Genomic DNA, 20800 nt, shown 5'->3' on the forward strand with positions numbered 1-20800 from the left:
GCACATATCGCTAGCGCAGGAATTCGTTGCCTTTTCGAAAGGCAATGGATGACTTTTGCAAGCAGGAGACTCACTTGGAGCGACTAGGTTTTTTTGCCATGGTGGCGTTATTGCGCCTCTTCTCGATCCTTCCTTATGGCCTGGTCGCGAGGTTTGGCAGCGCGCTCGGCACGTTTTTGTACGCACTGCCAAGCTCCCGGAAGCGTATTGTTCACGTCAACCTGCGTTTGTGCTTTCCGGGCAAGTCCGACGCCGAGTACGACGAGCTCGCGCGAAAGCATTTTCGCCACGTAATCCGAAGCTATGTCGAACGAGGCGTTCAATGGTTCGGCAGCGAAAAGGCAATCCGGAAACTGGTGCAGATCGAAAGCAAAATCGATCTGGAAGACAAGGACGCGCCGCCCACGATCTTTTTGGGTTTTCACTTCGTCAGCATTGAAGTCGGCTGCATTCTGTATTCCACGCGGTCGCCGGCCGCTTCGCTCTATACGCGCATGTCGAACGAGCGTCTGGGGGAACTGGCCAAGCGGCAACGCGGCAGATTCGGCGCCGAGATGGTGGAACGCTCGACCAGCGCCAAGAAGATCATCGGGCTGCTGCGTTCGGGCGTCCCTGTCATGCTGGCGGCGGACATGGACCACGGCATCCACAACTCGGTTTTTGTGCCGTTTTTTGGCGTGCCCGCGTGCACGCTCACTTCGGTTTCGCGTCTTGCCCGGCTTGCCCGTGCCCGCGTCGTGCCGTTCGTGACCGAAGTGCTGCCCGATTACCGCGGATACAAGCTCACCGTGTTCGAGCCGTTCGCCGACTATCCCTCGGAGAGCGATACGCTCGATGCGCGGCGCACCAACGAATTTCTCGAAACGCAGATCCGCAAGTTTCCCGAGCAGTATTACTGGGTGCACCGCCGCTTCAAGAATCGTCCGCCGGGCATGCCGGGCGTTTATTGAGTATTGGGCCCGGCGTTGACAGAAAGCGCGTAATCCCGAAACCGCTCGGGGTTTCGCGCTTTCAACATTTCATTACTTGCTGAATTACTTGCCGATGCCGATCAGTTCGACTTCGAACGTGAGGTCGCTGTTCGGCGGAATCGGGCCGACGCCGCGATCGCCGTAAGCGGTTGCCGCCGGGCAGGTCAGCTTGGCTTTGCCGCCCACCTTCATTTTCTGCAACCCTTGTGTCCAGCACGGAATCACCCGGCCAAGCGGGAACTCGGCGGGGCCGCCGTGCTTGTCGGAGCTGTCGAATTCGGTGCCGTTGGCAAGCGTGCCGCGATAGCTCACGCGCACAACGTCATTGGCGGTCGGCTGCGCGCCGGTGCCTTGCTTGATATGTTCGACCACGACGCCCGAAGGCAGCTTGTCGATGGTGTTGGCGGCGAACGCCGTCGAGGCGATGGTGGCGGTGGCCAGTACGGCAATCAGTGATTTCATGCGATGTCCTCGTTGAATGGCCCGCCAATTATATCGGCAGGCACACTCGAATCCGGAGCATCGCGGGCAATCGCCCAAGCCAGGTCGAGCCGGGGGACGCGGAATCCCCCGGCTCGACCGTGTGAACCATCAGAGGCCGCTGACCGTCTTGACCGTCACCCACTGGCCGTTCTTCACCTGATAAACGGTGGATGAGCCGGTCTTGAGCGATCCGTTCGTGTTGAACTCGATCTGGCCGGTGATGCCGTCGAAGTTGATGTTCTGCAGCTTCGCGCGATAGTCGGCGGGCTTCGTCGAGTTGGCTGCCTGCATCGCCTTGATGGCGGTCCACGCCGCGTCATAACCGAACGGCGCATACGAAAGCACCTCCATACCGAACTTCTGCTTGAAGCGCTCGGCGAACTTCGAGCCTACTGGCGTGCTGTCGAGCGGACGGCCGTACTCCCACGCCATCGCGCCTTCGGACACGTCGCCCGCGAGCTTGATGAAGTCGATGTCCTTCACGCCGCCGCCGCCCACGTACTGTGCCTTGATGCCGAGCTGCGCCATCTGCTTCATGATGCCGGCGGCTTGCGGATTGAGCGCGCCCACGAAAATCAGATCGGGGTTCTTGCTCTTGATGTTCGTGAGCTGCGTCTTGAAGTCGGTCGCCTGGTTGGTCGTGTACTCGCGATCGATGATGTCGCCGCCGTGCGCCTTGACCGCCTTCACGAATTCATCGGCTTCGCCCTGGCCGAACGCCGTGCGGTCGTCGATCACGGCGATGCGCTTGGCCTTCGTGGTCGTGACCGCATAGGCGCCCGCGGTGCCGGCGTTTTGCGCGTCGCTCGAAATCACCATGAAGACGTTCTTATAGCCACGGCCGCTGATGACCGGGTTGGTGGCGGCCGGATCGATGACGGGCAGGCTGGCCTTTTCGTAGAGCTCGGAAGCGGGGATGGTCGTGCCCGAATTGAAGTGGCCGACGACCACGGAAACGCCTTCGTCCACGAGCTTTTGCGCGACTTGCACACCGACGCGCGGGTCGGCCTGATCGTCCTCGGCGACCAACTGGAACGTGACGGGCTGGCCGTTGATCTTCACGCCTTGCGCCTTGGCGTCGTCGAGCGCCATCTTGACGCCGTTCTCCAGATCTTTGCCGTAATTGGCATTCGGTCCGGTGAGCGGCGCGGCAAAGCCGATCTTGACGACGGTGTCCGCATGAGAGGCGAGCGGTGCAACAGCGAGAAGTGCTCCAACTGCAACGGCGAGAGGGGTGAGAGTCTTCGCGAAACGCATGTTGTTTCCTTTGTAGTATCGATCGAACCGCTGCGAATGGGGAACGCGTGGCGAAATGCCGAAAGCGACTATAGGAAGCCAATATCGCTCCGTCTTGAACTTTCGCGACACATCCTATGCGCATTTCGGCATAGCAGGGCCAATTCGGGAATTAGGGCAAATACGCCCGGTCACGCGCGTTTGTAGCAGCCGAACCTGGTTTGCGTGACCTGTCGAGTGCATTACTGTCTATTTCATTTTAATTACATGCAACGGCGCCGATTGGTGCAAAATGCTTGTCCCGCACAAGAATCCGCAACCTCGATGGGCGTTCGCAATGAAATATCAATCACTTGAAGACTTTCTGGGCGCCACCGCCGAGCGCAATCCTGGTCAACCGGAGTTCCTGCAAGCGGTCACGGAGGTGATGGAAAGCCTGTGGCCGTATATATCGGAGCACCGCAAATACGCCGAACACGGCTTGCTTGACCGCCTGGTCGAGCCGGAGCGCACGGTGATGTTCCGCGTGTCGTGGGTCGACGATCACGGCGACGTCCAGGTCAATCGCGGCTATCGCATTCAGCATAGCTCGGCCATTGGCCCTTATAAGGGCGGCCTGCGTTTCCACCCGTCGGTCAATCTTTCGATTCTCAAGTTCCTCGCGTTCGAGCAGACCTTCAAGAACGCGCTGACGACCCTGCCCATGGGCGGCGGCAAGGGCGGCTCCGATTTCGATCCGAAGGGCAAGAGCCCCGGCGAAGTCATGCGCTTCTGCCAGGCGTTCGTGAGCGAGCTGTTCCGCCATGTCGGCAGCGACACCGACGTGCCGGCCGGCGACATCGGCGTGGGCGGCCGCGAAGTGGGCTTCATGGCGGGCATGATGAAGAAGCTGTCCAATCGCGCCGATTGCGTGTTCACGGGCAAGGGGCTCTCATTCGGCGGATCGCTGATTCGCCCCGAAGCGACCGGCTACGGCACGGTGTACTTCGCCGAGGAAATGCTCAAGCAGATTGGCCGCGGCTTCGACGGACTGCGCGTGAGCGTTTCGGGCTCGGGCAACGTGGCGCAATACGCAGTCGAAAAAGCCATGGCGCTGGGCGCGAAGGTGGTGACGGTTTCGGATTCCAGCGGCACGGTGGTCGACGAAGACGGCTTCACTACCGAAAAACTCGCCGAGTTGATGGACGTGAAGAACCATTACTACGGCCGCGTGAGCGATTACGCAAAACGTACCGGACTCACGTTCCTGGCGGGCCAGCGCCCGTGGCACGTTCCTGTCGACGTCGCGCTGCCGTGCGCCACGCAAAACGAACTGGACGCCGACGATGCGGGCATGCTGGTCAAGAACGGCGTGATTTGTGTGGCGGAAGGCGCCAATATGCCGTCGACCAATGCAGCCGCCAGGTACTTCGAAAAGAACGGCATTCTGTACGCACCGGGCAAGGCCAGCAACGCGGGCGGCGTGGCCACGTCGGGCCTCGAAATGAGCCAGAACGCCATGCGCATTTCCTGGCCGCGCGAGGAAGTCGATGCGCGCTTGCACGACATCATGCGCAGCATTCACGAGGTTTGCCTGCAGCACGGCCGGCGCGCCGATGGCTCGGTGAGCTATGTGAACGGCGCCAACGTGGCCGGCTTCGTGAAGGTGGCCGATGCGATGCTGGCGCAGGGGGTGATTTAAACGGTCGCAATCAAAAACGACTCGCCCGTGGAAGGCCGCAAGCCATCGCTGCGTCCTGCGAAATATCGGGCGACGATATCGGCGGTGCTCACATGCTCGGCCTTTGAAAAACCGGCCTCTTGCGCGAGCGCGAGCATATCCTCGGGGCGAAAGAAGCTGAGAAACGGCGTGCCTGCCGCGCGCGCCCGTTCATAAACCGCTTCGTGCTGCGCGCGCTCCGCAGGATCGACGAGATCGAGCGGCAGCGTGAAAGTCATGGCAAGCGTCGATCCCGGCGCAAGCTGCGCGATCTGGCGCAGCGTAGCGAGATTGGCCTCGCGCGTGAGGTACATCGACACGCCCGTGGACGCCACCACGGCGCGCGCCTTCGCATCGAACCCCGCGCGTGCGAGCAGCGTCCACCACGACTCGCCGGCCTCGAAGTCGACCGGCACGAAACGCAGCCACGCCTTGTCGCGATAGCCGAGCTCGCTTAACCGCTGCCGCTTCCACGCCTGCGTGCCCGGCTGGTCCACTTCATACACGTGAAGCCGTGACGCAATTTCCGGCCGGCGCTGCGCGAAGGTGTCCAGGCCCGCGCCCAGGATCACATACTGCCCGACGCCCGCATCGGCTTGCGCGGCCACGAGATCTTCGATAAAGCGCGCCCGCCCGACAATCGACGCGCGATAGCCGCGCGTGCCTTGCGGATGCATGTCGGGGCGATTGCGCCAGTCAGCGTCGGGCGCCGTGAGCTGCATGCCGATTGCATCGTCGAGTACGTGCGGTTCGGCATCGACTTCCAGGTGCAGCGCACGCCAGAGCGCGACGCGAATGGCGCTGGAATCGGGAGCGGCCGTCTTCGGGTCTTGCATATTCGTTCTCCTGTTCGATAAGGCGCGGATGCTGGACCGGCCTCACGCCGGGCCGCGCACGCCATAAATTTCCGCGCTCACCTCGCGCAACACGTCGATCATGATCTGCGCCGCGGGCGAGAGCAGGCGGTCCGCGCGCGTGATGATGCCGAAGTCGTCCATCTGGCAATCCATCGGCAGCGGCAACACCGCGACCATGCCGTGCGCTGCGTAGTAGCGCGCCACGTCCTCGGTCAGCACGGCGATCATGTCGCTTTGCTCCAGCACGCGCGTGATGAACAGCAGCGCGGGCGTCTCCACCACGTTCGAGGGCGGCGCGAGGCTCGCGCGCTGGAACATCAGTTCGAAACGATGGCGCAATACGCTGCCCACGGGCGGCACGACCCAGGCGGCGCGCGCCACGTCGGCGAGGGCGAGCGGCGCGTGAGCGGTCGTCCGTGCTTGCGCGTCATCCGGCGTGCCCCCAGACAACGGCGAATGCGCGGGCTCCAGCAGCGGATGCCCGGGCCGCACCACGGCGCACACCGGCTCGCCCGTGAGCGGCTCGTAGCGTAGCTGAAGCTTGTCGTGCTCGGCGGAAAGCCGCCCGAGCACGACATCGAGTTTGTCCTGCGCGAGATGTTCGAGCAGCGCGTTGCTCGCATCGATTTCCACCGAGACGCGCATATTCGCATGCGCGCGCTTGACCGCCGCCACGGCGGCGGGCAGCACGCGCACGCCCGGCGAGGTGATCGCACCCACGGCCACATGGCCGAGCCGCCCCGCCTTGAGCGCCAAAAGTTCCTCTTGAGCCTGGTCGAGGCTGCCGAGCACGGCGCGCGCATGGCGGATCAACGCGTCGCCGTAAAGCGTGGGCCGCATGCCGCGCGGCAGGCGCTCGAACAGCACCGCGCCCAGCATCTCTTCAAGCTCGCGCAGCAACTTCGACGCCGCGGGCTGCGTCATGTTCAGCGCCGCCGCCGCGCGATGGATATTGCCTTCTTCCGCAAGCGCGACGACCAGCAGCAATTGACGCGTCTTGAGCCGCGTACGCACATACCAGGGGCTCGAATCGAGCATGTTTCGCCTGCCGTCCCAAATAGTATTTAGTGTTTATACCAATGCCGAAATCGATATCGAAAGCATCCGATATTTCATTAGAAGGTTATCAGAGTTCTTTTTAGACTAGCTTCAATGTTTCATTACTCGGACCCGGACGATGTCGGCAACAAAACCCAAACTGCGCTCGCAACAGTGGTTCGGCACCACTGACAAAAATGGCTTCATGTACCGGAGCTGGATGAAGAATCAGGGCATTCCCGATCACGAATTCGACGGCCGCCCGATCATCGGCATTTGCAATACCTGGTCTGAGCTTACGCCGTGCAACGCGCACTTTCGCAAGCTTGCTGAGCATGTGAAGCGCGGCATTTACGAGGCGGGCGGCTTCCCGGTCGAGTTCCCGGTGTTCTCGAACGGCGAATCGAACCTGCGCCCCTCGGCGATGCTTACGCGCAATCTCGCGTCGATGGATGTGGAAGAAGCCATTCGCGGCAATCCCATCGACGCGGTCGTGCTGCTGTGCGGCTGCGACAAGACCACGCCCGCGCTGCTGATGGGCGCTGCAAGCTGCGATGTGCCGGCGATTGTCGTGACCGGCGGACCGATGCTCAACGGCAAGCTCGAAGGCAAGGACATCGGCTCGGGCACGGCGGTCTGGCGTTTGCACGAATCGCTGAAGGCGGGCGAGATCGACCTTCATCATTTCCTGTCTGCCGAGGCGGGCATGTCGCGCTCGGCGGGCACCTGCAACACGATGGGCACGGCTTCAACGATGGCCTGCATGGCCGAGGCGCTGGGCGTCTCGCTGCCGCACAACGCAGCGATTCCCGCCGTGGACGCACGCCGCTACGTGCTCGCGCACATGTCGGGCATGCGCATCGTGCAGATGGCGCTGGAGGACCTCCGGCTCTCAAAGGTGCTTACGCGCGAGGCGTTCGAGAACGCGATTCGCACCAACGCGGCGATTGGCGGCTCGACCAACGCCGTGATCCACCTGAAGGCGATTGCGGGACGCATTGGCGTGGCGCTCGAACTCGAAGACTGGATGCGCATTGGCCGCAATACGCCCACCATCGTCGACTTGCAGCCCTCGGGCCGCTTCCTGATGGAGGAGTTCTATTACGCGGGCGGCCTGCCGGCGGTGCTGCGGCGCCTCGGCGAAGCGAATCTGCTGCCGCATCCAGATGCGCTCACGGTCAACGGCAAATCGCTGTGGGACAACGTGCGCGAAGCGCCCAACTTCAACGACGAGGTGATTCGCCCGCTCGACAATCCGTTAATCGACGACGGCGGCATCTGCATCCTGCGCGGCAATCTCGCGCCGCGCGGCGCGGTGCTCAAGCCCTCGGCGGCCACGCCGGAATTGCTCAAGCATCGCGGGCGCGCGGTGGTGTTCGAGAACTTCGATCACTACAAGGCGACGATAGCCGACGAGTCGCTCGACGTCGACAAAGACTCGGTGCTCGTAATGAAGAACTGCGGGCCGCGCGGTTATCCCGGCATGGCCGAGGTCGGCAACATGGGCCTGCCGCCCAAGCTCTTGCGCGAGGGCGTGAAGGACATGGTGCGCATCTCGGACGCGCGCATGAGCGGCACGGCTTACGGCACGGTGGTGCTGCACGTGGCGCCCGAGGCGGCGGCGGGCGGGCCGCTGGCGGCGGTGCGCAACGGCGACTGGATCGAGCTGGACTGCGAGAACGGCCGTCTGCATCTGGACATCAGCGAGGACGAACTGAAACGCCGATTGAGCGACGTCGATCCCGCGGCGGCGCCTGGCGTGGCGGAGCAGCTGGGCAAGGGCGGCTATGCGCGCCTGTACGTCGATCACGTCCTGCAAGCCGACGAAGGCTGCGACCTCGACTTCCTCGTCGGCCAGCGCGGCTCGGCCGTGCCGCGCCACTCGCACTGATGCAAGCACGAGGACGACCATCATGACGACGACTCTTACCGGTGAGCTGCTGATCGGGGCGCGCGCGATACGCGGCGAAGGCGCGGCGTTCCAGGCGATCGACGCCGCGAGCAACGCGCCCATCGCGCAACCGGTTTTCCACAGCGCGCAGCAAGGCGACGTCGATCAGGCCTGCGAACTAGCGGACGCCGCGTTCGACACCTACCGCACGCTGTCGGCCGACAAGCGCGCTCAATTCCTCGACGACTGCGCGGCCCGCATCGAAGCGCTCGGCGATCAACTGATCGAACGCGCGATGGCCGAAAGCGGCCTGCCGCGCGCGCGCCTCGAAGGCGAACGCGCACGCACGGCCAATCAATTGCGCATGTTCGCCACGCTCGTGCGCAGCGGCGACGCGCTCGACGTGCGCATCGAACCGGCGCTACCCGAACGTCAGCCGCCGCGCACCGACCTGCGCTTCTGGCGCATTGGCGTGGGCCCTGTCGCGGTGTTCGGCGCGAGCAATTTCCCACTGGCGTTTTCCGTGGCGGGCGGCGACACGGCGTCGGCACTGGCCGCCGGCTGCCCCGTGGTCGTCAAGTCGCATCCGGCGCATCCAGGCACCTCGGAACTTGTCGGTCGTGCTATCCAGCAGGCGGTTGCGGCGGCGGGCCTGCCCGCGGGCGTGTTCTCGCTGCTGTTCGACGCGGGCCACGAAGTCGGCAGCGCGCTCGTGCAGCATCCGGCGATTCGCGCGGTCGGCTTCACCGGTTCGCGCACCGGCGGCCTCGCGCTCGTCAAGCTGGCTGCGGCGCGCACCGAGCCGATTCCCGTCTATGCTGAAATGAGCAGCGTGAATCCGAACCTGCTGCTGCCCGCCGCACTCGCCGCGCGCGGCGAGACGCTGGCGCGTGACTTCGCGGCATCGGCCACGCTCGGCTGTGGCCAGTTCTGCACCAATCCCGGTTTGATGCTCGGCCTCGCGGGCGAGGATTTCGACGCCTTCGCCGCCAGCGCCGCGCGCGAGTTCAGCGCGGCGCCGGCGGGCGTGATGCTCACGCCGGGCATCCTGCGGGCCTATGAGCAAGGCATCGGCCGTCTCGTCGAGCATCCGAAGGTCACGACGCTCGCACGCGGCGCGGCCGCGCCCGGGCGCGCGCAAGCGGCGCTGCTGCGCGTGCGCGCGAGCGATCTGCTGGCTGACGCGGCGCTCGGCGAGGAAGTGTTCGGTCCATGCAGCATGCTGGTCGAATGCGCGGACGAGGCCGAATTGCGCGCCGTGCTGCGCTTCATCGAAGGCCAGTTGACGATCACGCTGCACGCGGACGCCGCCGACGGCAATCTCGTGCGCGCGCTGCTGCCGCTTATCGAGCGCAAGGCGGGCCGTTTGCTGGCCAACGGCTTCCCGACCGGCGTCGAAGTCTGCGATGCGATGGTGCATGGCGGCCCGTTCCCGGCCACCGCGGACGGCCGCAGCACCTCGGTGGGCACGGCGGCGATCGAGCGTTTCCTGCGCCCGGTCTGCTACCAGAATCTCGCCGATGGCTGGTTGCCAGACGCGTTGCGCGACGCGAATCCACTGCACGTGAAGCGGCGTTTCGCGGGCAAGCCCGAAGCCGTCTGACGCGGCGGCCAGGATACCGCGACGCAACTAGAACGCATACCGCCGTAAAAGAACCAAGGAGACAGGATGACGACTTTGCAGGCGCCGAATGCCAGCAACACCGGAGCGCACGCGAGTGCCGGGAACGAGGAAGAAAAGCACATCGTCGGGCATATCGCGCGCCGACTGGTGCCGTTTCTCGCATTGATTTACGTGGTGGCCTACGTGGACCGCACCGTGGTGGGCTTCGCGAAGCTGCATATGAACGCCGCCGTGGGCCTGAGCGATGCCGCCTATGGTCTCGGTGCGGGCCTGTTCTTTATCGGCTACTTCCTGTGCGAGGTGCCCAGCAATCTTGCGCTCGCGCGCTTCGGCGCGCGCGTATGGTTCGCGCGCATTCTCTTCACGTGGGGCGCTATTACGATGGCGATGGCGCTTGTCAGTGGTCCGAAGAGTTTTTACACGCTGCGATTCTTGCTGGGCGCGGCCGAAGCGGGCCTTTATCCCGGCATTCTGTATTTCCTCACGCAATGGTTCCCGATGCGCCATCGCGCGCGCGTGATTGGCCTGCTGGTGCTCGCGCAGCCCATCGCGGGCATCGTCACCGGGCCCATCGCGGGCGCGCTGCTCGAAACGCACGGCCTGTTCGGCCTTTCGAACTGGCAGATGCTGTTCGTCGTGAGCGGCCTGCCCGCCGTGCTGCTGTGCGTGCCCACGCTGCGGTTGCTGCCTGAATCGCCCGCCCACGCGCGCTGGCTCGACGACCACGAGCGCCACTGGATCGAGCGCGAGCTTGCCGCCGACCGGCGCACGTTCCGGCTCGAAGCGCACCGCAATCCGTTCGGCGCGCTCAAGGACCGTCGCGTGCTGCTGCTCGCGCTGCTGTTTCTGCCGTTTCCGCTGTGCATCTATGGTTTGTCGCTCTGGTTGCCGACCATCATCAAGGCGTTCGGCGTGAGCGATGCCACGGCGGGCCTGCTTTCCGCCGTGCCGTATCTGTTCGCGGTGGTGGGGCTGTTGATCGTGCCGCGCCACTCGGACAAGCGCCGCGAGCGTTATGGCCACATCGTGGTGGTGTCGTGCGCGGCGGCGCTCACGATGGCCGCGAGCGCGTGGTTCCGTGCGCCGGCGCTGCAATTGCTGTTCATCTGCTTGACGGCATTCTCGATCTACTCGATCCAGGCCGTGGTGTGGGCGCTGCCCGGCGAGTTCCTGACCGGCGCCAGCGCCGCAGTCGGCATCGCGACGATCAACTCGCTCGCGAATCTCGGCGGGTACTTCGGGCCCTATGGCATTGGGCTCATCAAGGATGCAACGGGCAGCCTCTCGGCCGGCCTGTACTTTCTCGCGGCCACGCTGGTGTTCGCGGCGCTCGTGACGTTCGCGGTGCGCGCGGCATTGCGCCCGGCTCCGCGCAGCGAAGGCGCTGTTGCTTGCGAGTCGTGAGCACGCGGCCCCATGCACTTTTATTGGCAAGACTGACGATATGAACACGAGTCCGAACACGAATACTTCCCCGCGCTACCGCGGCATTTTCCCGGTGGTTCCCACCACCTTCACCGAGACCGGCGAACTGGATCTGGACAGCCAGAAGCGTGCCGTCGACTTCATGATCGACGCGGGCTCGGACGGCCTGTGCATCCTGGCGAACTTCTCCGAGCAGTTCTCGCTCTCCGATGACGAACGCGAAATCATCACGCGCACCGTGCTCGACCATGTGGCGGGCCGCGTGCCGGTGATCGTCACCACCACGCACTACGGCAGCAACGTGTGCACGGCGCGCAGCAGACGTGCGCAGGAGCAGGGTGCGGCAATGGTGATGGTGATGCCGCCGTATCATGGCGCGACCTTTCGCGTGCCCGAGCAGCAGATCTACGAGTTCTACGCGCGCGTGTCGGACGCCATCGACATTCCCATCATGATTCAGGACGCGCCCGCGAGCGGCACCGTGCTTTCCGCGCCGTTTCTCGCACGCATGGCGCGCGAGATCGAGCAGGTCGCGTACTTCAAGATCGAGACGCCGGGCGCGGCGAACAAGCTGCGCGAGCTGATCCGCCTCGCGGGCGACGCCGCCGAGGGCCCATGGGATGGCGAAGAAGCCATCACGCTGCTGGCGGACCTCAATGCCGGCGCAACGGGCTCGATGACGGGCGGCGGATTCCCCGATGGCATCCGTCCGATCATCGAGGCGCATCGCGCCGGCCGTCTGGATGAAGCTTTCTCGCTTTATCAGAAGTGGCTGCCGCTCATCAATCACGAGAACCGCCAGGCGGGCTTGCTCGCCTGCAAGGCGCTCATGAAGGAGGGCGGCGTGATCGCCTGCGAGCTGCCGCGCCACCCGCTGCCTGCGATGCATCCGGAAACGCGCGCCGAATTGATCGACATTGCGCGCCGGCTCGATCCGCTCGTGCTGCGCTGGGGAAAATAATTGCTTCGGCATGCAGATCAACGGCATGGATGATTTCGACAAGAAGGCTTTTATGAACGCGTCGTATACGTTGGCCATCGCGGGCGTGGGCAAGATCGCGCGCGATCAGCATTTGCCCGCCATCGCGAGCAACCCCGGCTTCGAACTCGTGGCGAGCGCGAGCCGCAACGCGCAGGTCGAGAACGTGAGCAACTACACCGATATCGACGCGCTGCTGGCCGCCGAATCCGGGCTCGACGCGGTCTCGCTCTGCGCGCCTCCGCAAGTGCGCTACGCGCAGGCGCGCGCGGCGCTAGAAGCGGGCAAGCACGTGATGCTCGAAAAGCCGCCCGGCGCGAGCATAAGCGAAGTGGAAGCGCTGCGCGAACTGGCGCGCGAGCACAACCGCACGCTGTTCGCCACATGGCATTCGCGTTACGCGAGCGCCGTCGAACCGGCGCGCGCGTGGCTCACGAATCGGACGATTCGCGCGGTGCACGTGCGCTGGAAAGAGGACGTGCGGCGCTGGCACCCGGGCCAGCAGTGGATCTGGGAGCCGGGCGGCCTCGGCGTGTTCGATCCGGGCATCAACGCGCTTTCCATCGTTACGCGCATCCTGCCGCGCGAGGTGGTGCTGCGCGGCGCGACGCTCCATATGCCCAGCGATTGCGCCACGCCCATCGCCGCGGAGCTCGACTGCATCGATACCGATGGCGTGCCGGTGCGCGCCGAATTCGACTGGCGCCATGGCCCCGTCGAGCAATGGGAAATCGACGTGGAAACCACGGACGGCCTGCTCTCCATCGCCGAAGGCGGCAAGCGCCTCGTCGTCGCTGGCGAGCCGGTCGAACTGGATGCGGAGCGCGAATACGCCGCGCTTTACGAGCGCTTTCACTGGCTCATTTCGCATGGGGCAGAAGACGTGGACGTGCGTCCGCTGCGGCTCGTGGCCGACGCGTTTCTGCTCGGCCGGCACGTCGAAGTGGAAGCGTTCGGGCATTGAGTTCGAACATTGAGTTCGGCCCTTGAGTTGTAGCAACCAGATCAGAGACAAACCAGAGGAGACAACAGCATGACCAGCAAGATCCGCCGCTTCACCCTGCGCGCCGTATTCGCGGCCATGTGCATCGCGCCGCTCGGCATGAACGTGGCCGCGCACGCCGATGCGCCCACCAAGATCGGCTTTCTCGTGAAGATGCCCGAGCAGGCATGGTTCATCAACGAGCAGAAGGCCGCCACGGCGCTCGGCCAGAAAGAGCAATTCTCGGTCGTCAATATCGGCACGCCCGATGGCGAGAAGGTGCTGGCTGCGATCGACAACCTCGGCGCGCAGGGCGCGCAAGGCTTCGTGATCTGCGCGCCCGATGTGCGTCTGGGACCGGCTATTCAGGCGCGTGCGAAGCGCTACAACATGAAGTTCGTGACGGTGGACGACCAGTTGGTCGATTCGTCGGGCAAACCGCTCGCGAACGTGCCGCACCTGGGCATGTCGGCGTTCAAGATCGGCAACCAGGTGGGCCAGGCGATCTCCGACGAGATGAAGCGCCGTGGCTGGAAGCCCGAGGAAGTGGGCGCGCTGCGCGTCACCGATAACGAACTGCCCACCGCGAAGCTGCGCACCGACGGCGCGACGCAAACGCTGCTCGCCAACGGCTTCAAGAAGGAAAACATCTTCGACGCGCCGCAGAAGACCACCGACGACGAAGGCGGCTTCAACGCGGCCTCGCCGGTGCTCGCGCAGCATCCGAACATCAAGAAGTGGGTGGTGTTCGCGCTCAACGAAGAAAGCGTACTGGGCGCCGTGCGCGCGACCGAGCAACTGCACATCCCTTCGGCTGACGTGATCGGCGTGGGCATCAATGGCGCGGGTGAGGCGTTCGCCGAGTTCCAGAAGAAGCAGCCCACGGGCTTTTACGGGACCATCGCGGTGAGCTCGACGAATCACGGCAAGGACAGCGCGCAGAACCTCGTCGACTGGATCCGCAACGGCAAGCAGCCGCCCGCCGATACGCAGACCACCGGCAAGCTGATGACGCGCGACAACTGGCAGGCCGTGCGCACCGAGCTGGGCATTTAAGGCACGACGCACAAGAGCAAGGGCAGGCATGCAATGACTGAAACCATGATTCGGGCGGATCAACAGGGGCGGCAGGTAACGCAGGCGCAACACGAGCCGCGCGCGTATCTGGAACTCGACGGCATCACCGTGAGCTTTCCGGGCGTGCGCGCGCTCGACCGCGTTTCGCTCGCCGTGCGCGCGGGCGAAGTGCACGGCTTGATGGGCGAGAACGGCGCGGGCAAGTCCACGCTGCTCAAGGTGCTCTCAGGCGTGAACCAGCCGCAGGAAGGTACGCTGAAGCTCAACGGCGTGGAGCAGCGCTTCGCGACCACTCGCGCGGCGCTCGATGCGGGCATCGCCATCATCTATCAGGAACTGCATCTCGTGCCCGAGCTCACCGTGGCCGACAACCTGATGCTCGGGCAATTGCCCAACCGCCTCGGCGTGCTCGACGAGCGCACGCTCGTGCAGCGCGCGATGGAGGAGTTGCAGCGCCTCGGCGAGCGCATCGATCCGCGCACGCCGGTGAAGCACCTCTCCATCGGCCAGCGCCAGATGATCGAAATCGGCAAGGCGCTCATGCGCGACGCGCGTGTGATCGCCTTCGACGAGCCCACGAGTTCGCTCTCGGCGCGCGAGACGGAGAACCTCTTTCGCATCATCAACGCGCTGCGCGCGGAGGGCCGCGCGATCATCTACGTCACGCACCGCATGGACGAAGTGGACGCGCTATGCGACCGCGTGACGGTGTTCCGCGACGGCAAGCGCATCGAGACCTTCGAGTCGGTGGCCGATCTCGATCGCAACCGGCTGATTGCCGCGATGGTGGGCCGCTCGATCTCGGACGTCTACGGCTATCGCGCGCGCGCGGCCGGCGACGTGCTGCTCGAAGCGAAGGCGCTGACGGGGCCGGGGCTGGCCGAGCCGGTTTCGTTCACAGCGCGGCGCGGCGAGATCGTCGGCTTTTTCGGGCTCGTGGGCGCGGGCCGCTCCGAACTCATGAAGCTGATCTACGGCGCCACGCGCGCGAGCGCGGGCCATATCGAGCTCAATGGGCAGCGCATGAATTTCGCGAGCCCGCGCGACGCCGTGCGCGCAGGCATCGCGCTGTGTCCCGAGGACCGCAAGCAGGAAGGCATCGTCGCGATTGCTTCGGTGGCGGATAACCTCAATATCAGCGCGCGGCGTCACTTCAGCCCCGCGCGCTTCCTGCTCGACGCAAAACGCGAACGCGCGCTCGCGCACGATTACATCCAGAAACTCGCGATCAAGACGCGCAACGGCGACACGGCCATCGGCACGCTCTCGGGCGGCAATCAGCAGAAGGTGATTCTTTCGCGCTGGCTGGCCGAGCGCATCGAAGTGTTCCTGATGGACGAACCCACGCGCGGCATCGACGTGGGCGCACGCGCCGAAATCTACAACCTGCTTTACGAACTCGCCGAAGCGGGACGCACGGTCATCATGGTGTCGAGCGACCTGGCCGAGGTGATTGGCGTGGCCGACCGCATCGTCGTGATGCGCGAAGGGCGCATCGTCGGCAGCGTGCCGAAGACCGAAGCCACGCCCGACGAATTGATCAAGATGGCGCTGCCGCGCTGAAAACCCGCGAAGAGAAACCCAAGATGAGTCAAGCCATGCAACCTCAAGGCACGCCAACCGTTAACGACGCCACTGCGGAAGCCACTGCGAAAGCCGCCGCGCCCATCACGCCTTCGCGTGCGCGCGCGTGGGACATGATCAACAAGTCGGGCATCGTGGTGGTGTTCGTGGTGCTGTTCGCGGTGCTTTCCGCCATGGTGCCCGACTTCCTCACGACCCGCAATATTCAGGGTCTGCTGCTTTCCGTGACGCTGATCGGCTCGATTGCCGTCACCATGATGTTCGTGCTCGCACTGGGCGAGGTCGATCTTTCCGTCGCGTCCATCGTGGCGTTCTCGGGCGTGGTGGCTTCCACGGTCATCACACAGTCGCATAGCGTGGTGCTGGGCATCGCGGCGGGCGTGCTCGCTGGCGGCGCCGTGGGCCTCGTGAACGGCGTGCTGATTGCGCGCTTCAAGATCAATTCGCTGATCGCCACGCTTGCGATGATGGAAGCCGTGCGTGGCCTCGCCTTCCTCACTTCGAACGGTGACGCCGTGATGATCTCCGAAGAGCGTTTCTTCGATCTGGGCGGCGGCGCGTTCCTCGGCATTTCGTATCCGATCTGGAGCAACATCATCGGCTTCGCGGTGTTCGGCTTTCTGTTGAAGAAAACCGTGTTCGGCAAGAACGTGCTCGCGGTGGGCGGCAATGGCGAAGCGGCGCGGCTCGCGGGCCTGCCGGTCACTCGCATCAAGATCACGGTGTTCGTGCTGCAAGGGCTCGTAACGGGCTTCGCGGGCGTGATGCTGGCTTCGCGCATGAGTCTGGGCGACCCGAAGACTTCGGTGGGGCTGGAGCTGGGCGTGATCTCGGCGTGCGTGCTGGGCGGCGTTTCGCTCACGGGCGGCGTGGCGACGATTTCGGGCGTGCTGGTGGGCGTGCTCATCATGGGCGCCGTGCAGGACGCCATGAGCCTCATGAACGTGCCCACGTTCTATCAGTACCTGATTCGCGGCGGCATTCTGCTGCTGGCCGTGCTGTTCGACCAGTTCCGGCGCAGCAAGCGGGCAGTTTGAGCGCTGCGCTCATGAGCAACGCTCGCTGTGTGGCCGGGTCCGTATCAGGTTTCCAGCGCCGCGCCGCCCAGAATGGTATTGGCGTCGGCGCGCGCGTTATCGAGCTGCACGACGCTCGCCTGCCGTGCCGCCAACGCATCGCGATTCTCGATCGCCGTGAGTATCGCCTTGTGCCGCGGCAGCGAAAGCGCGTGCGTATTCGGATGACGGCTCGTGAGCTTGATCGACTCGCTGAGCGCGAGCGACAGCATGTTGCCGATATACGCGAGCATGTCGTTGTGCGTGGCCGCCATGATCGCGCGATGAAACTCCAGATCGGGCTCGAGCAGATCGGCCGCCGTTTTGGCCTGCTCCATGCGCGCGTAAGCAGCGGTAATGCGCGCGAGGTCCTGGTCGCTGGCGGAAATGGCGGCGAGCGCGGCAGCCGCGGGCTCGATGATCTGGCGCACCACCATCAGCGAACGGAAGAACTCGCCTTCGGGAATGCTGTTCACGGTCCAGTACAGCACGTCGGGGTCGAGCATGTGCCACTGTTCGCGCGGCCGCACCACGCTGCCCACGCGCGGCTTGGACACCACGAGGCCCTTGGCCACCAGCACGCGCGTAGCCTCGCGCAGCACGGGACGGCTCACGCCGTAGGTCTCGCACAAGGTGGGCTCGGTGGGCAGGCGCTGGCCGGGTGCGAGCTTGCCGCTCACGATCTGCATGCCGAGCTCCTGCACGATGCGCCCATGCATGCTCTTGCGTTTGTCTAGATGGCGGTAATCCATGTCTGTCCTGCCGGGGCGTCCCGAACCTTTGGTCCGGCGGCCCGTTCGGACACCCCCTGTTGTAAATGTCCGGTGCGCTCGATGCGGCTCAGTTTGGCTCAGCGCGGCTCAATATGCCGAGCTGGCACGCATGGCCCGATATTCCCTGCGCACGATCTCCATGAGCTCCGTCACCGAGGTGAGCGCACTTTGCTGTTCGTAGGTCACGCGGCCCCGCTGCATTAGCATGATGCGATCGGCGATATCGAGCGTCTGCGCGTAATTGTGCATGATCATGATAATGGATAGGCCGCCTTTTTCCTTCAACCGCATGACGAGGTCGATGATGAGCCCGGCCTCGCGCGCGCCCATGGCTGCGAGCGGTTCGTCGAGCAGCAGGATCTTCGCGTTCGAATGCACGGCGCGCGCGACCGCAATGGCCTGACGCTGGCCGCCCGAAAGCCGTTCGACAGGAATATCCACGGAAGGCACATGCACGCCGATGTCGTCGAGGCAGCGCGCCGCGAGTTCGCGCATCTGCTTGTGGTCGAGCAGCCGCAACGGCCCGAGTGGACCTCGCCGCACGATCTCGCGGTTCAGGAACATGTTGTGGTAAATGCTCAGCGAATTCGCGAGCGCGAGGTCCTGATACACGCATTCGATGCCGAGCGAGCGCGCGTGGTCGACCGAGCGCAGCAGCGTCTGCTGGCCATCGATATGCAGCGTGCCATCGGTTGGCTGATGAAAGCCCGTGAGTATTTTCACGAGCGTGGATTTGCCCGCGCCGTTGTCGCCGAGGATGCCCAGGATCTCGCCCTGGCCGAGCGTAAACGAGACGCCGTCGAGCGCCGTGACCGCGCCAAAGCGCTTCACGAGACGCTCGCCGCGCAGCGCGAGCGGCGCGGCATTCGCCTCGGACGAGGCGGCTGCTTGCGATTCGTCCATCAGCGGCCTCCCTTGCGGCGAATACGTCCTATGTGGATGTTGAATACCATCGCGGCCAGAATCGCGGCGCCCAGGATGATATTGAACGTGAATGCGTTGATGCCGATGAGCGTGAAGCCGTCGTTGAGAATGCCGAGCACCGCTGCGCCAATGAGCCCGCCCACGATGGTGCCCGAGCCGCCCGTGAGCGGCGTGCCGCCGATCACGGCGGCGGCCACGGCGAGGAACATGATCTGGTTGCCGCCCGCCTGCGGATCGATGGAGGTGATGCGAAACGCTTCGAGCATGCCGGTGAAACCCGCGAGCACGGCGGCCAGAATGAAATTGCCGAGCCGCAGCCGGTTCACGTGAATGCCGGCCTCGCTCGCGCCCAGCGGGTTCGCGCCCGCGGCCTGCGTATGCAGGCCCCAGCGCGTGTGCCGCAGCAGCACGTGCATCGCGAACGCGATGACCAGCGTCCAGAGAATTTCGCTGTAGCCCCACGCGCCCATGAAGCCGGCGAACGCGGGCGAGCCCGGCGTGGCGGCGGGCGTGCCGCGCGAGACCGTGAGCGTGACGCCGTTGATGAGAAAGAGCGTGCCGAGCGTGGTGACGAACGAGGGCAGCCGCAGCCACACCGTCACCGCGCCGTTGGCGAAGCCGATCAGCGCGGCAGCCGCGAGCCCCGCGCTCACGGCCAGCCACATGGGCGCGCCCGCGTCGCTCGCGAACACCATCATGAACGGCGCGAACGCGAACACCATGCCCGCCGATAGATCGATATCGCCGCCGATCATCAGCATGATTTCGCCGAACGCGATGATCGCCACCGGCGCGATGAACTGCGAGAGATTGACGAGGCTGGCGTTGGTAAGCAGGAAATCGTGGTTCGCGAATTCGAAATACGCAGCCAGCAGCACGGCCACGAGCAGGATGCGCAACTCGGGCGCCCATCGCGAGGCGAATGAAACGCCCGCGCGCTGTTGCGCGCGAGCGGTTTCGACATGGCCGGATTCGTTCACTGTGCCCATCACGACTTGATTGCGCCATTCATCGGCACGATTTGCGGCTTGGTGGTCTTGCCTTCATAGCGCGTCGACGTGTTGAGGTACGGCTCCACCGTCGCCTTAGTCACGAATTTCAGGCCCGTGTTGATGTCGGCCGGACCGACCAGCCCGCCCGAGGCGAGGAACACGAACGACTCCATCACCGTATAAAAACCCTGTACGTAGGGCTGCTGATCGATGGTGAAGTCGAGAAAGCCTTCGTGGATGAGCTGGATCGTGGTGGGCAGCAGGTCGAAGCCGCCGCCGTGCACGCCCTTCGCAGTGAGGTTCGAATCCTTCATCACCTGCGCCACGCCCTGGGTGCTGCCCGCATCCACGGCGAACATGCCCTTCAGGTCCTGATGGCCCAGATAGAACGACTTGATCTTCGAGAGCTCTTCGTTGACGGTTGCGCCCGTGGCCACGGTTTGAATGTCGATCTTCTTGCCGGACTTCTTGATGGCGTCGCTCGCGCCATCGAGACGCGGCTGGATATTGAGTTGTCCTGGCGTGGCAATGAAGAGCGCGACCATGCCGCTGTCGATCAGGCTCACGATGCGCTCGCCCATCTGGTAGCCCGAGAGATACAGGTCCTGGCCGATATAGGCGAGGCGTGGATTGTGCTTGCCGCGCGGCGCATCGGCGTTGTAGGCGAACACCGGGATGCCGGCGTCGAGCGCGGCCTGGATGGGCTTGTCGAAGGCGCTCGGATCGACGATGGGCACGGCAATGGCGTCGGCCTTCGCCGCGATCGCCGAATTCACGGCGCGCACCATTTCGCCCGCGTCGGAGGTGGCCGAGCCGGTCCACTGATAGTCCATGCCGAGCAATGCGCAGGCATCCTGAATGCCGTATTGCGTGGGCACAAAAAACGGGTTCGTGGTCACATGATTGACGAACACGATCTTCCACTTCTTGTGCGAGGGAAAGGCCGCTTCCGCCGCTTGCGCCTGCGAAATCAGCCCGCCCGCGCCGCCGCCGAGCGCGCTCATGAACGAGAGCGCGGCGCCCAGCCCCGCGCCCTGCATCAGCCCCCGCCGCGCGGCGCTGAAACGGTTGCCATCACGTTCCTGTTCGTGTTGCTGGTCGTCATCGTGCTGCTGTGCCATGTCGTCCTCCGTCTCTCTTCTTCGTGGGTCGATGTGGTCGACGTTGAGTCGATCGCGTGCAGATGCGGGACAGCACCGGTAATCGGGCG

Annotated in this window: 18 protein-coding genes; 10 read left to right on the forward strand and 8 right to left on the reverse strand. The window is 64.5% G+C overall.

Annotated elements, in window-relative coordinates:
• The first annotated feature begins 44 nt into the window (after window positions 1-44).
• Window positions 45-950, forward strand: coding sequence for a lipid A biosynthesis lauroyl acyltransferase (locus tag NH14_RS18495; protein ID WP_084225244.1), 906 nt, complete (start codon window positions 45-47; stop codon window positions 948-950).
• Between the two features lie 84 nt (window positions 951-1034).
• Here the strand turns inward: NH14_RS18495 and NH14_RS18500 are convergent, their stop codons facing one another.
• Together NH14_RS18500 and NH14_RS18505 are read right to left on the reverse strand one after the other, a co-directional pair.
• Window positions 1035-1433 (reverse strand): FKBP-type peptidyl-prolyl cis-trans isomerase, encoded by a 399-nt coding sequence (locus NH14_RS18500; RefSeq protein WP_035524169.1) that lies wholly within the window; start codon window positions 1431-1433, stop codon window positions 1035-1037.
• A gap of 129 nt (window positions 1434-1562) precedes the next feature.
• Complete coding sequence (locus NH14_RS18505) at window positions 1563-2711, reverse strand: branched-chain amino acid ABC transporter substrate-binding protein (RefSeq protein WP_035524172.1); 1149 nt, start codon at window positions 2709-2711, stop codon at window positions 1563-1565.
• A gap of 316 nt (window positions 2712-3027) precedes the next feature.
• On the opposite strand from NH14_RS18505, the gene gdhA reads away from it, so the two are divergent.
• Entirely contained in the window at window positions 3028-4371 is a 1344-nt protein-coding gene (gdhA, locus tag NH14_RS18510) for an NADP-specific glutamate dehydrogenase (RefSeq protein WP_035524175.1), read from the forward strand.
• Here the strand turns inward: gdhA and NH14_RS18515 are convergent.
• Window positions 4368-5225 (reverse strand): class I SAM-dependent methyltransferase, encoded by an 858-nt coding sequence (locus NH14_RS18515; protein ID WP_035524178.1) that lies wholly within the window; start codon window positions 5223-5225, stop codon window positions 4368-4370. The two genes, gdhA and NH14_RS18515, sit on opposite strands and share 4 nt — an antisense overlap.
• A 42-nt stretch (window positions 5226-5267) precedes the next feature.
• The gene (locus NH14_RS18520) at window positions 5268-6284 is read right to left on the reverse strand and encodes a LysR substrate-binding domain-containing protein (RefSeq protein WP_035524181.1); all 1017 of its coding nucleotides are present in this window, start codon (window positions 6282-6284) and stop codon (window positions 5268-5270) included.
• A 139-nt stretch (window positions 6285-6423) separates the two neighbouring features.
• On the opposite strand from NH14_RS18520, the gene NH14_RS18525 reads away from it, so the two are divergent.
• From NH14_RS18525 to araH, 8 genes are all read left to right on the forward strand, one after another.
• A complete protein-coding gene (locus tag NH14_RS18525; protein WP_035524184.1) occupies window positions 6424-8175 on the forward strand; it encodes an IlvD/Edd family dehydratase in 1752 nt (583 codons plus the stop codon).
• 22 nt (window positions 8176-8197) lie between these two features.
• The gene (locus NH14_RS18530; protein WP_035524187.1) at window positions 8198-9778 is read left to right on the forward strand and encodes an aldehyde dehydrogenase (NADP(+)); all 1581 of its coding nucleotides are present in this window, start codon (window positions 8198-8200) and stop codon (window positions 9776-9778) included.
• Window positions 9779-9844: 66 nt separating this feature from the next.
• Window positions 9845-11203, forward strand: coding sequence for an MFS transporter (locus NH14_RS18535; RefSeq protein ID WP_035524190.1), 1359 nt, complete (start codon window positions 9845-9847; stop codon window positions 11201-11203).
• A 40-nt stretch (window positions 11204-11243) separates the two neighbouring features.
• Complete coding sequence (locus NH14_RS18540) at window positions 11244-12185, forward strand: dihydrodipicolinate synthase family protein (protein ID WP_035524193.1); 942 nt, start codon at window positions 11244-11246, stop codon at window positions 12183-12185.
• Window positions 12186-12237: 52 nt separating this feature from the next.
• Window positions 12238-13167 carry a Gfo/Idh/MocA family protein gene (locus NH14_RS18545; protein WP_035524927.1) on the forward strand — a complete coding sequence of 310 codons (930 nt, stop codon included), beginning with the start codon at window positions 12238-12240 and terminating at the stop codon, window positions 13165-13167.
• Between the two features lie 69 nt (window positions 13168-13236).
• Entirely contained in the window at window positions 13237-14241 is a 1005-nt protein-coding gene (locus NH14_RS18550) for an arabinose ABC transporter substrate-binding protein (RefSeq protein ID WP_035524195.1), read from the forward strand.
• A 45-nt stretch (window positions 14242-14286) separates the two neighbouring features.
• A complete protein-coding gene (araG, locus tag NH14_RS18555) occupies window positions 14287-15825 on the forward strand; it encodes an L-arabinose ABC transporter ATP-binding protein AraG (protein ID WP_052147947.1) in 1539 nt (512 codons plus the stop codon).
• 23 nt (window positions 15826-15848) lie between these two features.
• Entirely contained in the window at window positions 15849-16883 is a 1035-nt protein-coding gene (gene araH / locus NH14_RS18560; RefSeq protein WP_035524200.1) for an L-arabinose ABC transporter permease AraH, read from the forward strand.
• 44 nt (window positions 16884-16927) lie between these two features.
• Here araH and NH14_RS18565 read toward each other — a convergent pair whose 3' ends face one another.
• The 4 genes from NH14_RS18565 to NH14_RS18580 all read right to left on the reverse strand — a co-directional run bounded on the left by NH14_RS18565 (window position 16928) and on the right by NH14_RS18580 (window position 20711).
• The gene (locus tag NH14_RS18565) at window positions 16928-17653 is read right to left on the reverse strand and encodes a FadR/GntR family transcriptional regulator (protein ID WP_035524202.1); all 726 of its coding nucleotides are present in this window, start codon (window positions 17651-17653) and stop codon (window positions 16928-16930) included.
• Window positions 17654-17761: 108 nt separating this feature from the next.
• The gene (locus NH14_RS18570; protein WP_035524206.1) at window positions 17762-18577 is read right to left on the reverse strand and encodes an ATP-binding cassette domain-containing protein; all 816 of its coding nucleotides are present in this window, start codon (window positions 18575-18577) and stop codon (window positions 17762-17764) included.
• The gene (locus NH14_RS18575; protein WP_035524209.1) at window positions 18577-19587 is read right to left on the reverse strand and encodes an ABC transporter permease; all 1011 of its coding nucleotides are present in this window, start codon (window positions 19585-19587) and stop codon (window positions 18577-18579) included. The genes NH14_RS18570 and NH14_RS18575 overlap by 1 nt, the downstream gene beginning before the upstream one ends.
• Window positions 19587-20711, reverse strand: coding sequence for a sugar ABC transporter substrate-binding protein (locus NH14_RS18580; RefSeq protein ID WP_035524212.1), 1125 nt, complete (start codon window positions 20709-20711; stop codon window positions 19587-19589). Before NH14_RS18580 ends, NH14_RS18575 begins: the two co-directional genes overlap by 1 nt.
• Between the last annotated feature and the right edge of the window lie 89 nt (window positions 20712-20800).

Source organism: Paraburkholderia sacchari (assembly GCF_000785435.2).
In the GTDB taxonomy this organism is placed as follows: Bacteria; Pseudomonadota; Gammaproteobacteria; order Burkholderiales; family Burkholderiaceae; genus Paraburkholderia; species Paraburkholderia sacchari.

Bases quoted from the DNA above. Each gene is read 5' to 3' on its own strand.
- NH14_RS18545 (WP_035524927.1), top strand. From the start codon at position 12,238: ATGAACGCGTCGTATACGTTGGCCATCGCGGGCGTGGGCAAGATCGCG.
- araH (WP_035524200.1), top strand. From the start codon at position 15,849: ATGAGTCAAGCCATGCAACCTCAAGGCACGCCAACCGTTAACGACGCC.
- NH14_RS18540 (WP_035524193.1), top strand. From the start codon at position 11,244: ATGAACACGAGTCCGAACACGAATACTTCCCCGCGCTACCGCGGCATT.
- gdhA (WP_035524175.1), top strand. From the start codon at position 3,028: ATGAAATATCAATCACTTGAAGACTTTCTGGGCGCCACCGCCGAGCGC.
- NH14_RS18500 (WP_035524169.1), bottom strand. From the start codon at position 1,433: ATGAAATCACTGATTGCCGTACTGGCCACCGCCACCATCGCCTCGACG.
- NH14_RS18535 (WP_035524190.1), top strand. From the start codon at position 9,845: ATGACGACTTTGCAGGCGCCGAATGCCAGCAACACCGGAGCGCACGCG.
- NH14_RS18565 (WP_035524202.1), bottom strand. From the start codon at position 17,653: ATGGATTACCGCCATCTAGACAAACGCAAGAGCATGCATGGGCGCATC.
- NH14_RS18530 (WP_035524187.1), top strand. From the start codon at position 8,198: ATGACGACGACTCTTACCGGTGAGCTGCTGATCGGGGCGCGCGCGATA.
- NH14_RS18525 (WP_035524184.1), top strand. From the start codon at position 6,424: ATGTCGGCAACAAAACCCAAACTGCGCTCGCAACAGTGGTTCGGCACC.
- NH14_RS18550 (WP_035524195.1), top strand. From the start codon at position 13,237: ATGACCAGCAAGATCCGCCGCTTCACCCTGCGCGCCGTATTCGCGGCC.
- NH14_RS18570 (WP_035524206.1), bottom strand. From the start codon at position 18,577: ATGGACGAATCGCAAGCAGCCGCCTCGTCCGAGGCGAATGCCGCGCCG.
- NH14_RS18515 (WP_035524178.1), bottom strand. From the start codon at position 5,225: ATGCAAGACCCGAAGACGGCCGCTCCCGATTCCAGCGCCATTCGCGTC.
- NH14_RS18495 (WP_084225244.1), top strand. From the start codon at position 45: ATGGATGACTTTTGCAAGCAGGAGACTCACTTGGAGCGACTAGGTTTT.
- NH14_RS18505 (WP_035524172.1), bottom strand. From the start codon at position 2,711: ATGCGTTTCGCGAAGACTCTCACCCCTCTCGCCGTTGCAGTTGGAGCA.
- NH14_RS18575 (WP_035524209.1), bottom strand. From the start codon at position 19,587: ATGGGCACAGTGAACGAATCCGGCCATGTCGAAACCGCTCGCGCGCAA.
- araG (WP_052147947.1), top strand. From the start codon at position 14,287: ATGATTCGGGCGGATCAACAGGGGCGGCAGGTAACGCAGGCGCAACAC.
- NH14_RS18520 (WP_035524181.1), bottom strand. From the start codon at position 6,284: ATGCTCGATTCGAGCCCCTGGTATGTGCGTACGCGGCTCAAGACGCGT.
- NH14_RS18580 (WP_035524212.1), bottom strand. From the start codon at position 20,711: ATGGCACAGCAGCACGATGACGACCAGCAACACGAACAGGAACGTGAT.